This window comes from Campylobacter sp. S4:11 (assembly GCF_024723695.1).
Classification (GTDB): domain Bacteria; phylum Campylobacterota; class Campylobacteria; order Campylobacterales; family Campylobacteraceae; genus Campylobacter_D; species Campylobacter_D jejuni_C.
In genome coordinates this window covers 16,419-28,456 of sequence record NZ_JANQDC010000013.1, presented here as the reverse complement: position 1 = coordinate 28,456, position 12,038 = coordinate 16,419, and the positions used below count along the sequence as shown (strand labels likewise).

Below are 12,038 nucleotides of genomic sequence, written 5' to 3'. Positions count from 1 at the left end.
TATAAATTATGATGTAAAACTTAAAATTCTAGCTTATTTTTTATAAAAAATGGTTAAAATTATTCACATAAAAATTTAAATTTCACATCTATGTGAATAAAAAGGTGAAAAGTTTGAAAGTTTTAGGGATAGATCCTGGTTCTAGGTATTGTGGATATGCTATTGTAGAAAGGATTAATAATAAAAATCAACTCATAGAAGCAGGGCTTATCAAAATCAAACCTAATGATTTGCAGTATCAAATCACAGAATTATGTGAAGGGCTTGATCTAATCTTTAAAAATCATCAATTTGATGAGGTAGCTATAGAAGATATATTTTTTGCTTATAATCCAAAAACGGTTTTAAAATTAGCACAATTTCGTGGAGCTTTGAGTTTAAAAATTTTACAAATTCATGGAGAATTTGCAGAATACACACCTTTACAAGTGAAAAAAACGGTAACAGGTAAAGCAAAAGCTACTAAAGAGCAAGTAGCTTTTATGGTGAAAAGATTGCTTGGAATTTCAAAAGATATTAAGCCACTTGATATCACAGATGCTATTGCGGTGGCTTTGACACATTTAGCAAATTTGAGAGTAAAAAAGTGATTTTATTTTCCACTACCTATGAAATAAATTTCAACATCATGTAAAAGTTTTTCACATATAGCTGAATCAGTATTTTTTTCTACTACTAGGTTGATGTGATTTTTAGTATCTCTAAAGCTACCTGCAGATTTTGAATTTTTTAATTCTAATTTTTGATTATCTTTTAAATATTTGATAGTTATTACAAACTTATGTGCTGCACTTGCTTCGCCTAGGTTAGTTTCTATTAAAACATTCATATTTGATGCTTTTGCTAGAGTTGCTTGGGTTTTATTGATCACTTCTTTCATTCTTCTATTGAGTTCTAAAATTCTTGAAATGAATTTATTATCTATACTTTCAAATGCGATTTTTAGTTTATTCATTATTTCTTGATTAGTTGGTTTATCGGGAGCTACATACACCATATAAAGGCCGTTTTTAATATCTACTTTAGTGCTTTTTGTATCACGCCCACTACCAAAAATTTTAATATAAATGGCATTATCAAGATATACTCTATCTATCATAGGTCCATAAATTTCATATTCTCTTTTTCTTACGATTACTTCTCTTGCGGCTACTTGAATTTTTACTGAACAATCATGAATTATAGGTTCCATTTCTTTTTTTATCTCAAGTAGTTCTCTAAGCATTTTCCATCCTTGTGTATTTTTAAATAAATTATAACAAAAAAAAATTGAATTTTTTTGTTAATTTTAGTTTGTGATATTTTTATATATTTTTGATTTTAAATTAAAAGTCAAGGAAAAAAATGAAAATAAAAATTATAGTTTCAAGTTTAGTTTTAGCAAGTGCTTTATTTGCTGCAAATTCTCATCATGCTCATCATGGAGCTTCTGGAAGTATTTCATCACAAATCATGATGAGTATGCATGAACCTATGATGAAAAATCCTTTAGTACAAAGCAATGATATAGAAAGAGATTTTTTAGCTAATATGATTCCACATCATCAAGGTGCTATTGATTCATCTAAGCTTTTATTAGAACATACTAAAAGTGAAGAGATGAAAAAAATCGCTCAAAATATCATCAAAGCTCAAGAAAAAGAAATTCAAGAATTTCAAGAAATTTTAGATAAAAATCTTTATACAAAAACTCAAATTGATGAAGAAACTTATAAAAAATTCGTTCAAGAAGAAAAAGAGTTAATGCAAAAAATGATGATTTTAATGAGTTCGGTTAAAGAAAGCAAAAACATCAATAAAGACTTTTTAGAAGCGATGATAGCACACCATCAAGGCGCGGTTGATGCTTCAAAACAAATTTTATTTTATTCTAAAGACAAAACTATCACCGATATAGCGAAAAAAATTATTTTAGATCAAGAAAAAGAAATTCAAGATTTTACGAATTTGTTAAAGTATATGTAAAAATAGGTAGTTTGGTAAAACTACCTAGATATCATTTTACATTTTCATAGATCATATTAAACATTGTATTTGCTATTTTGTCTTTAAAATTATTAATTTAAATAACTTTATAATAGTTTTTAATTAATTGATAATTACAAAATGAATAAGTTATAAAATTTATATAACATACTAATATTTATATAATTTATGTTTTTTTATAATTTGTAATGTATAATCACAAAATTATAAAATATAAAATTTAGTACAAATTATTCATAAAATTCATTAAGTATATGAAAATAAGAGAATTAAAAATATTATAAAAAAGAATTTTAAAAAGTTTATATAAGAGTATTTGTAGAAACTAACAAATCACTTGTTATAAAATTAGTATTAAGTATGTTATTGTAATAAAAAATGATAATTATTATTAAATATGAGAGAGCATAAATAGTGGAAAAGCAAAATGAAAAATATACTTGTATCGACTTATTTGCTGGTGCTGGTGGATTATCATTAGGTTTTAAACAAACAAATAGGTTTGATATATTAGCCCACATTGAATGGGAAAAGCCTATGGTTGAAACTCTTAGAAATGATTTAGTAAAGCGTTTTAATTTTACTTTAAAAGAAGCTAAAAAAAGAGTTATTAGATTTGACATTCAAAAGGTTGATGAATTAATAAATGGCTCATGGAGTGAAGAATCATTAAAAAATTATATTAATGATAATGATGAAAATATTGCAAAATATGGATTAAATGGTTTATTAAATGGTAAAAACATTGATATAATCATTGGAGGTCCACCTTGTCAAGCTTATTCTATTGCAGGTCGAGCTCAAGATAAAAATTCTATGAAAAATGATTACAGAAATTATCTTTTTGAGAGTTTTGCAAAAATTGTAGATTATTATAAGCCAAAGTGCTTTGTTTTTGAAAATGTGCCTGGTATGTTAAGTGCTAAACCTGGTAATAAATTTATAACACATAGAATTTATAGTGCTTTTGCTAAAATTGGCTATGATATAAAAAATCCAAATCAAATGAAAGATATAATTTACAATAGTAATGATTATGATGTACCACAAATTAGAAATCGTGTAATAATTTTTGGTGTTAAAAAAAATAATGAAAAAAAACAAAAACTGACAGATTTTTACACAATACTCAATAATCTAAAATCAAAAAATCCACCACTTATGCTAAAAGATGTGTTAAAAAATCTTCCTAAATTTAAACCATTAAAAATACCAATTAAAATAGATGGTAAAAATATATCTCATGAATTAGTTAGTAATTTTAATTTAACTCAAAATTTTCCTCGATTTAATAACCAGCGTGATTTAAAAGCTATGAAATTTTGGGTAGAAAATAGTATGAATAATGCTACTACAAAAGAAAAACTTGATTTTTATACTAAAATTACAGGGAAAATCTCAAAACATAATAAATATCGAAATTTAGAATGGGATAAACCAAGTCCTACACTTGTATCACATTTACAAAAAGATGGTTTTATGTTTATTCATCCTAGTCCAAAACAAAATCGTTCTATTACGATAAGAGAAGCTGCTATTTTACAAACTTTTCCAAATGATTTTGAGTTTATAGGTTCACAAGGATCTTGTTTTAAAATGATAGGTAATGCAGTCCCTGTGAATTTTGCAAAACATATAGCACTAGCAGTGGCAAAGGTTTTAGATGAGAGAAATTAATATAATAGTGGCTTGTGAAGAGAGTCAAAGGGTATGTATCGAATTTCGTAAACTTGGTTTTAATGCTTATAGTTGTGACCTTTTAGAGTGCAGTGGTAATCATCCAGAATGGCATTTTAATCATGATATTTTTAGTATTATAAAAAATAAAGGTGGCATAACACAAAGTGGAATAAATATTAATGTAAAAAAGTGGGATATGATGATAGCACATCCACCTTGTACTTTTTTAGCAGTTAGTGGTGCAAAATGGTATTATCATCCTGATGATAAAGATTTACCGATAGCAAAGCGCAGACCACATCCAAAATTTCCAAATAGAGCAAAAGATAGAGAAATAGCAGTTAAATTTTTCATTGACTTAACAAAGGTGGAAATCCCATATATTGCTATAGAAAATCCTATAGGTATTATGAATACTCGTTACCGTAAAGCAGACCAAATAGTTCAACCATATCACTTTGGTGACAGTGCAAGTAAAAAGACTTGTCTTTGGCTAAAAAATCTACCACTGCTTAAATATACAAATATAGTTGAACCAGGTGAATTTATAGAGTTTAAAAGTGGTAAACGTATAGCCAAATGGTATAGTGATGGATTAACTAAAACAAAATCAGCCAAAGAAAGACAAATTTGGCGAAGTAAAACTTTTCCTGGATTTGCTAAGGCAATAGCTGAACAATGGGGCAAATTTATAAAAAATGAATTAAATAAAAAGGATAAAAAGTGAAAATTTATTTAAGAAAAGTAGATAAACAGTGTATTGAAAAACAAATCAGTATAAAGCAATATATATTACATAGTTTTTTTGGTAGTGCAAAAGATCAAGAAATAATATCAATGAAAGGTACTTTATCAAACGAAAGTGGTGAGGTAAAAATACTAACATCAACAGATCCACGACTTGGCGGGGATATTAAAAAGATTATAAATGCAGAAGTTGCTGAAATTGTCCAAACTGAGCCTAGTTATCAACTTAGTATTAATGATATATTACTGTTTGCATATATTGGATCAAAAAAATATATGCTTGAAATTATTACAAAAAATGATGCAAGATATCAAGTTTTATTAGATTTGGTAAATAATCCACAATTTAAGACTAGAAACAGATGGGATAATTTACACTTACTCGCTTATAGTGATAATGAAGAGCCAAATTTTCTTAACAATACTAGCAATAACAACAGTGTAGAAATTGATGAAAATTTAAGAGAAAAAGGTGGAGAAAATATCATCTTGTATGGTGTGCCAGGTAGTGGTAAAAGTCATACTATAAAAATAAAGTATCCACAAAATGAATATATCTTTGAAAAATTAGTTTTTCATCCTGACTATTCATATAGTGATTTTGTAGGACAAATAATGCCTATTGTAAAAGATGAAATCGTAAGTTATGATTTTATACCTGGACCTTTTACAAATATTTTAAAAAAAGCATACAATAACCCAAGTGGTAAATATATTTTAGTTATTGATGAAATAAATCGTGGCAATGCTCCTGCAATATTTGGTGAAGTTTTTCAACTACTTGATAGAGATGAAGATGGAAATAGTAATTATGCTATAAATAATGATAATATAGCAAAAATAGTTTATAAAGGTAATACACAAAGACATATAAAGATTCCATCAAACTTATGGATAATTGCCACAATGAATACAAGTGATCAAAATGTCTTTACACTTGATACTGCTTTTCAGCGTAGATTTTCTATGCAACTTATTAGAAATTCTTTTGATAAAAATAAAAAAGAGTTTGAAAGTGAAGAAAAATACAATGAATATAAAAATTTTATAGATAAGAAAATTTTAAATACCGATGTTACTTGGCAAAAATTTTGTAAAACTATAAATTCGATCATATCCAAAAGCGATAATGATGTTAACTCCATGGAAGATAAAAGACTTGGTGTATTTTTTGTAAGAAATGATGACCTAGAAAGTAAAGAAAAATTTGCTCACAAAGTTTTAAAATATCTTTGGGATGATGTTTTTAAATTTGACAAAGATAAACTTTTTAATAAAAATAAATACCACACACTAGAAGAAGTCATTGAAAGATTTGTTAATGAAGATGGAAAATCTCAATTTGATATTTTTATCGATGATGTTAAGGCTATGTTATATGTTTAATTTAAGGGAGCATTGCTTTATGGACAATGAATTAGACGATAATTTTGTTGGTATTAGAAGTAAAGAAAATAAGCTTCAAATTTGCTTTCCACTAGGGATTAACTTAGATTGTGATGACAAGAATATAAGAACAGATATTAGAAAACTAATATCTGTACTTTTAAAATTTAACAAATCTCATACAAAATCTTATTTTGTAGATAATAAAAACGAACAGATCGAGCAATCATTTCCACTTATTGCGTATAAAAATATCATAGAATATTTTCTTTCTCACGGTTACTATACCGAGCGAGAAAATATCTATCAAACCACTACAAAAGGTAAGATAAACTTTGCTAGAACGATTAATAAAAATCGCCCTAACATCCAAAATAATAATTCTGTAATTTATATGCAGTTTCAAGCTAAAAAAAATCAAGCCAATAAAAATGGGTTAATTACAGCTATAAATAGATATTGTGTTTATGAGGCATTTTGCAAATTTGGTTTTGCTTACAATTCATTTATGCCACCAAAATACAACTTACCAATAAATAAAAATCAATGTCTTTATGTTTTGCAAAGTAAATTAGATAATACATTTGATGATAAAAAACGATTACTTTTTAGTTCTATGAGAGATATGCTTTTACAAAGTGATAAATCTTTAAAAGAGAGCGAGTTTAAATTTGGAACAACGGCTTTTCATACTATTTGGGAAAAGATGATAGATAGAGCATTTGGTACTACAGATAAGGATGAATATTTTCCAAAAACTCAGTGGAAATTAAAATATACAGATAATAAAGATAATAGCTCATTACAACCTGATACTATTATGATTGATGATGGCAAAATCTATATATTAGATGCAAAATACTACAAATATGGTGTAAAATTAAAAGGATTGCCACAAAGTAGTGATATAATTAAACAGGTAGCTTATGGCGAATATGCAGAATATCGAACAAAAAATAAGAAGATATATAATGTTTTTTTGATGCCGTATAACAAACAAAATAATAATTTTGAAGTTAAAATAAATGGTATTTTTGAAAATATTGGAAAAGCTACTATTGAATGGAAAAACAGCAAAAGCTACACGGAAATTCAAGGCCTCTTAGTAGATACTAGATTTTTAATTTATAATTATGATAAGATTGGTTCTACACATAAAGAACAATTAATTACAGCAATTAGCGATATTGATCACTAGGATATACAAAAATATAAAGCTCTTTTAAAGAACCCTATTAGGTTTTAAGAACCCTAATAATGACCTTAATTAATTGAAAATAATTATAACACAAAAGAAATTAATTGAAATCAAAGATCATTTAGTTTGTTTATATATAGCATTTTGAAAGCATTTTTTGGAAATTAAAGAAATCGAAAGAAATAAAAAATGGTGGCTCCGATTGGACTTGAACCAACGACCACCACCATGTCAAGGTGGTGCTCTACCAACTGAGCTACGGAACCTTAAAAAAACAAAAATTATATAAAAATATTTTTACATTGTGCTTAAAATCACTTTTTAATTTTTTTCATATCATTTAGCCATAAATCTAGCTGTGCTTCAAAACCTATACCTTTACTATGATAAAATTTCAAGTCTTTTTCTAGATATTTTTGCTTAACCCAGCCTCCAAAATCATGTGGATAAAGGTAGTTTTTTCTTTGTGGGTTGTTATTATCAAGATAAGGAAGTATTTTTAATGCGGGGTTGTTTTGCACATAATTTAGTGCTTCATTTATAGCAAGATAGCTTGAGTTTGACTTGGGTGAACTTGCTAAAAATACCACACATTGAGCTAAGATGATCCTAGCTTCAGGATAGCCTATGTTTTTTACTGCTATGAGTGTGCTTGTGGCTAGATTAAGTGCTTGTGGGTTTGCATTTGAGATATCTTCACTTGCAAATATCACTAATCTTCTAGCGATGAAATCCGCACTTTCGCCCCCATCAATCAACCTCGCAAGATAATACAAACTCGCATCTACATCACTTCCTCTTAAGCTCTTTATCATAGAACTAGCTAGTCTATAGTGTGTATCTTTACTTGAAGTGCCATCGCTTAAAACATTTGCTCTTAATTTTTTCAAAGTTTCAAGTGTGATATGAGTACTATCTAAAGCCAAAGCAAACTCGCATAAATTTAAAAAGCTTCTTGCATCATTTGCACTAGAAGTGATTAAAAAGTCTTTGGCATCATCATCGATTTTACATTGGAGTTTTTCTTGTACCTTTGTGACAAGTTTTTCTAAGTCTTTATATTCTAAACCTTTAAATTCAAAAAGCATACTTCTGCTTCTTATGCCTGAAGTTAAAGTAAAATAAGGGTTTTCAGTGCTTGCACCTATGAAAAGGCATTTTTGATTTTCCAAAGGGATTAAAAGCATTTCTTGCTGGGTTTTTGAAAGTCTATGCACCTCATCGATAAATATCAAAGGTTTATATAAAGAATTTTCATAATTACTTAGTATTTTTCTAAGCTCTTCAAGTTTAAAATTCCCTCCATCAAACTCATAAAAGTCTAGTTTATACTCATACGCTATAGCCCTTGCAAAAGAAGTCTTCCCACAACCTGCTGGACCAAAAAATACACTATGAGGGAGTTTTGAAACTTGTATGAATTTTTTAAAAATTTCTACTAAATTCTCTTGTCCTAAAACCTCATCTAAAGTTTTAGGACGAAAAGTTAAGCTTAAATTTGTCATTGTGGATTTATGGTAAGTCTTTCACCATTAATGATAGTTGTAACATCACTTTTATTAGAATCATCATAGATAAAATCAAGCACATAAGAGCCATTATTATCTACAAAATAAGTATCAAAATTTGCAAAATCAGGCCAAATTTGACTAGGAAGAATTTCAGTGTTTGCATGTAATTGTGATTTTATATTATTTTCAGTGAAAATAGTTTGTCCATTTGCGTCAAATTTTTTACCTTCTTTTTCAAAACTTAGATTATTTAAGATGATTTGTGGGTTTGCTTTTAAAAACTGACTTGCTAAAAGCATCATAGAAAAAATATCAGTGTTTGAGTTTTGCACTAAACTATCATAAGCTTTTTTAGAAAGATTATTAAAATTCATATCTAAATTAATATTATTTAACATAAAGTTTTCATTTGCAAGATTAAATTTAGCTAAATCTAGTTTTAAAACACTATCATAATCATTTTGAGCATTTTGAGCTGTTTTTGCAAAAATTTTTAATTTATCAAAGTCAAAAGCAATAGAACTTATAAAATTAACATTATCAATGCTTATATTTTGCTCACTATTTCTACTAGGGCTAAAAATATCATTAAAACTTAATTTTTGTATAGGAAATTCAGAAATTTTGATATTTTTTGCTTCTAATTTTTCCTCATGAGATAGTTGTTCTAATAAAACATAACCTAGATTAAGCTCCATATTTTTTACAAATTCCTCAGAACCTGTAATCTTAAAAGATGTATTATTTAAAACTAAATTTGTATTATTGCGGGTAAAATTGATATCATTTATTTTTGCATTGATATTAATGTCTCCACCTTTTGCACTAACTAAGATTTTAAAGATTTCTTCATTTGGGAAAATGCCTTTTAAGTCTTCATTTTCATTTAAAATAGAAACGATGGCATTATTACTTGCAAAAAAATTATTAGAAAAATCCACATTCACTTTAAAACTATAAGGCAAGTCATTTAGTGTAGCTATAAAACTTCCTTTGGAGTTTAAAAGTCCTTTGGTATAGTTAGCATCTTCAACACTATAATATGCTGTATCTTGGCTCATTTGAGCAAATATTTTTCCATTGATAGAGTTAATGTAAGAAGCTGAGGTAAAAAACCCTATAGCTAGTAAAACTACTACTACAACCCCTGCGATGATTTTTTTCATTCATTTTCCTTAAGTGAAATTTTAAAAATTATATATTTTTATTACTAACTAATGCTTATAAAATTCTCATATTTATACATTACTTAACTTTTTTTCTTATAATTGCACTATTTAAAATCAAAGGTAAAAAAATGAAACTTTTTGGAACAGATGGAGTACGCGGTAAAGCGGGGGAGTTTTTGGATTCATTTTTAGCCATGCGTTTGGCTATGGCTGCTGGAATTTATTTTAAAGACAAAGCTCTTACAAACAATATCTTAGTAGGAAAAGATACAAGAAGAAGCGGTTATATGATAGAAAATGCTATCGTTTCAGGGCTTACTTCTATAGGTTATAATGTTATAGAAATAGGCCCTATGCCAACACCTGCTATTGCGTTTTTAACTGAAGATATGCGTTGTGATGCAGGGATTATGATATCAGCTTCACACAATCCTTACTATGATAATGGTATTAAATTTTTTGATGCCCATGGAAATAAACTTGATGAGCAAGCAGAAGCAAAAATAGAAGAAATTTATTTTAACGATAAACTCATAGAAGAAGCAAGAACAACAAAATCACAAATTGGTCAGGCAAAAAGAATTGATGATGTGATAGGAAGATATATTGTTTCTATAAAAAATTCTTTTCCTAAAGAGCTGACTTTAAAGTCTTTGCGCGTTGTGTTAGATGTGGCTCATGGAGCTTCTTATAAGGTAGCACCTACGGTTTTTAAAGAACTAGGTGCAGATGTGATTGTGATCAATGATAAGCCAAATGGTTTAAATATCAATGAAAATTGCGGGGCTTTACATCCTTTAAATTTAGCTTTAGAAGTAAAGAAATTTAGAGCAGATGTGGGTTTTGCTTTTGATGGGGATGCGGATCGTTTGGTTGTTGTGGATGAAAAAGGCGAAGTAGCTCATGGAGATAGTCTTTTGGGTGTTTTAGCTTTATTTTTGAAAAAACAAGGCAAGTTAAAATCAAGTGTAGTTAGCACTATAATGAGTAATGGTGCTTTAAAAGAGTTTTTAACTAAACATAAAATCACACATGAAACTTGCAATGTAGGCGATAAATATGTACTTGAAAAACTCAAAGAATGCGGTGGAAATTTTGGCGGGGAGCAGAGTGGGCATATTATTTTTAGTGACTATGCAAAAACTGGAGATGGTTTGGTAGCTGCTTTACAATTTAGTGCTTTAATGCTAAGTGAAGCAAAAAGCGCAAGTGAAATTTTAAATCAAGTTAAACCTTACCCACAGCTTTTGCATAATCTTAAAATTTCAGAAAAAAAAGACCTAAGCAAGCTTGCAGGCTTAGAAGAATTGAAAAAAGATTTAGAAAAAAAAGGAATTGCTAGTTTGTTTAGGTATTCAGGTACAGAAAATTTAATACGCTTATTACTTGAAGCAAAAGACATTAAGCTTTTAGAAAAAGAAATGAAAGCTGTTGAAAGCTTTTTTATGAAAGCATTGAATGCTTAAAATTTTATCTTTAAAATTTTGGCTTGTTTTTGCTTTAGTTTTTATACTAGATCAAGTAAGTAAGTATTTGTTTTTGCAAGGGCTTGAGTATAAGGGTGAATTTTTTGATTTAGTTTTAACCTATAATACCGGTGTAGCCTTTTCAATGTTTGCATTTTTAGGAGAGTATTTAAAATACATACAACTTGTTTTTATTTTGGCTTTGTTTGTGTATTTGCTTTATCAAAAAGAATTTTTTAGAACACATTTGATCGCTTTTGCTATTATGCTATCTGCTGGGTGTTCAAATTTACTTGATCGATTTGTGCATATAGGTGTGGTGGATTTTGTATTTTGGCATAAGTGGTTTGAATTTGCTGTGTTTAATTTAGCTGATGTGATGATAAACATTAGCGTAGCTTTGATTTTAATAAAAGAAATTTTTAATAAAAAAGGAGAAAAATGTTAGATTTTTTAACTGACTGGTATTTATGGATTAAAATGGTGCATTATTTAGCTTTTGTTTCTTGGATGGCTGGATTGTTTTATTTACCAAGACTTTTTGTATATCATACAGAACATAAAGACAATAAAGGCTTTGTGGAAGTGGTAAAAATTCAAGAAAGAAAATTGTATTTTTATATCCAAACACCTGCTATGATTGTAACTTTAATAAGTGGTAGTTTAATGCTTCATGCTAATAAAGCTTTAATGGTTGGATCAGGATTTATGCATGCTAAATTAACCTGTGCTTTGCTTTTAATTATTTATCATTTGCAAAATTATTATTATTTAAAACAACTTCAAAATGATACTTGCAAAAAAAGTGGGAAATTCTTTAGAGCTTATAATGAAATTCCAACGATATTATTTATAATCATCGCTATTATGATGGTGGTAAGACCATTTTAGTAAA

Annotated in this window: 11 protein-coding genes, 1 tRNA gene and 1 pseudogene; 9 read left to right on the top strand and 4 right to left on the bottom strand. The window is 27.9% G+C overall.

Annotated elements, in window-relative coordinates; translation table 11 throughout:
* Positions 1 to 113: 113 nt before the first annotated feature.
* Positions 114 to 590, top strand: a complete 477-nt coding sequence (ruvC, locus tag CAMP5053_RS05775; RefSeq protein ID WP_039627288.1) for a crossover junction endodeoxyribonuclease RuvC — start codon at positions 114 to 116, stop codon at positions 588 to 590.
* A 2-nt stretch (positions 591 to 592) separates the two neighbouring features.
* On the opposite strand, the gene CAMP5053_RS05770 is transcribed toward ruvC, so the two are convergent.
* Positions 593 to 1,225, bottom strand: coding sequence for a hypothetical protein (locus CAMP5053_RS05770; RefSeq protein ID WP_039619509.1), 633 nt, complete (start codon positions 1,223 to 1,225; stop codon positions 593 to 595).
* A 119-nt stretch (positions 1,226 to 1,344) separates the two neighbouring features.
* Between CAMP5053_RS05770 and CAMP5053_RS05765 the strand changes: the two genes are divergently transcribed.
* The 5 genes and pseudogenes from CAMP5053_RS05765 to CAMP5053_RS05745 all read left to right on the top strand — a co-directional run bounded on the left by CAMP5053_RS05765 (position 1,345) and on the right by CAMP5053_RS05745 (position 6,997).
* Positions 1,345 to 1,965, top strand: coding sequence for a DUF305 domain-containing protein (locus tag CAMP5053_RS05765; protein ID WP_337217466.1), 621 nt, complete (start codon positions 1,345 to 1,347; stop codon positions 1,963 to 1,965).
* Between the two features lie 435 nt (positions 1,966 to 2,400).
* The gene (locus CAMP5053_RS05760) at positions 2,401 to 3,663 is read left to right on the top strand and encodes a DNA cytosine methyltransferase (protein ID WP_263724152.1); all 1,263 of its coding nucleotides are present in this window, start codon (positions 2,401 to 2,403) and stop codon (positions 3,661 to 3,663) included.
* Positions 3,650 to 4,418 (top strand): annotated as a pseudogene (locus tag CAMP5053_RS05755) (hypothetical protein). The gene CAMP5053_RS05760 and the pseudogene CAMP5053_RS05755 overlap by 14 nt, the downstream one beginning before the upstream one ends.
* A complete protein-coding gene (locus CAMP5053_RS05750; protein WP_337217465.1) occupies positions 4,390 to 5,799 on the top strand; it encodes an McrB family protein in 1,410 nt (469 codons plus the stop codon). Before CAMP5053_RS05755 ends, CAMP5053_RS05750 begins: the two are co-directional and overlap by 29 nt.
* Positions 5,792 to 6,997 (top strand): LlaJI family restriction endonuclease, encoded by a 1,206-nt coding sequence (locus CAMP5053_RS05745; protein ID WP_337217464.1) that lies wholly within the window; start codon positions 5,792 to 5,794, stop codon positions 6,995 to 6,997. The genes CAMP5053_RS05750 and CAMP5053_RS05745 overlap by 8 nt, the downstream gene beginning before the upstream one ends.
* 190 nt (positions 6,998 to 7,187) lie before the next feature.
* On the opposite strand, the gene CAMP5053_RS05740 is transcribed toward CAMP5053_RS05745, so the two are convergent.
* The 3 genes from CAMP5053_RS05740 to CAMP5053_RS05730 form a co-directional block, all read right to left on the bottom strand.
* A tRNA-Val gene (locus CAMP5053_RS05740) sits at positions 7,188 to 7,263 on the bottom strand.
* Between the two features lie 48 nt (positions 7,264 to 7,311).
* Positions 7,312 to 8,502 (bottom strand): replication-associated recombination protein A, encoded by a 1,191-nt coding sequence (locus tag CAMP5053_RS05735; protein ID WP_337217463.1) that lies wholly within the window; start codon positions 8,500 to 8,502, stop codon positions 7,312 to 7,314.
* On the bottom strand, positions 8,499 to 9,674 hold the full coding sequence (locus tag CAMP5053_RS05730; protein ID WP_337217462.1) for a DUF945 family protein: 1,176 nt from the start codon (positions 9,672 to 9,674) through the stop codon (positions 8,499 to 8,501). Before CAMP5053_RS05730 ends, CAMP5053_RS05735 begins: the two co-directional genes overlap by 4 nt.
* Positions 9,675 to 9,805: 131 nt before the next feature.
* Between CAMP5053_RS05730 and glmM the strand changes: the two genes are divergently transcribed.
* The 3 genes from glmM to hemJ are packed head-to-tail and all read left to right on the top strand — an operon-like array spanning position 9,806 to position 12,034.
* Positions 9,806 to 11,143, top strand: coding sequence for a phosphoglucosamine mutase (gene glmM, locus CAMP5053_RS05725; protein WP_039629248.1), 1,338 nt, complete (start codon positions 9,806 to 9,808; stop codon positions 11,141 to 11,143).
* Positions 11,136 to 11,591: a signal peptidase II gene (gene lspA / locus CAMP5053_RS05720; protein WP_214100498.1), complete on the top strand. Its 456-nt coding sequence runs from the start codon at positions 11,136 to 11,138 to the stop codon at positions 11,589 to 11,591. Before glmM ends, lspA begins: the two co-directional genes overlap by 8 nt.
* Positions 11,585 to 12,034, top strand: a complete 450-nt coding sequence (hemJ, locus tag CAMP5053_RS05715; RefSeq protein ID WP_039619499.1) for a protoporphyrinogen oxidase HemJ — start codon at positions 11,585 to 11,587, stop codon at positions 12,032 to 12,034. Before lspA ends, hemJ begins: the two co-directional genes overlap by 7 nt.
* Positions 12,035 to 12,038 lie beyond the last annotated feature (4 nt).

What these genes read in the sequence shown, in the direction of transcription:
- CAMP5053_RS05770 (WP_039619509.1), bottom strand. Translation starts at nt 1,225, where the DNA reads ATGCTTAGAGAACTACTTGAGATAAAAAAAGAAATGGAACCTATAATT.
- CAMP5053_RS05765 (WP_337217466.1), top strand. Translation starts at nt 1,345, where the DNA reads ATGAAAATAAAAATTATAGTTTCAAGTTTAGTTTTAGCAAGTGCTTTA.
- CAMP5053_RS05745 (WP_337217464.1), top strand. Translation starts at nt 5,792, where the DNA reads ATGTTTAATTTAAGGGAGCATTGCTTTATGGACAATGAATTAGACGAT.
- CAMP5053_RS05735 (WP_337217463.1), bottom strand. Translation starts at nt 8,502, where the DNA reads ATGACAAATTTAAGCTTAACTTTTCGTCCTAAAACTTTAGATGAGGTT.
- CAMP5053_RS05730 (WP_337217462.1), bottom strand. Translation starts at nt 9,674, where the DNA reads ATGAAAAAAATCATCGCAGGGGTTGTAGTAGTAGTTTTACTAGCTATA.
- glmM (WP_039629248.1), top strand. Translation starts at nt 9,806, where the DNA reads ATGAAACTTTTTGGAACAGATGGAGTACGCGGTAAAGCGGGGGAGTTT.
- lspA (WP_214100498.1), top strand. Translation starts at nt 11,136, where the DNA reads ATGCTTAAAATTTTATCTTTAAAATTTTGGCTTGTTTTTGCTTTAGTT.
- hemJ (WP_039619499.1), top strand. Translation starts at nt 11,585, where the DNA reads ATGTTAGATTTTTTAACTGACTGGTATTTATGGATTAAAATGGTGCAT.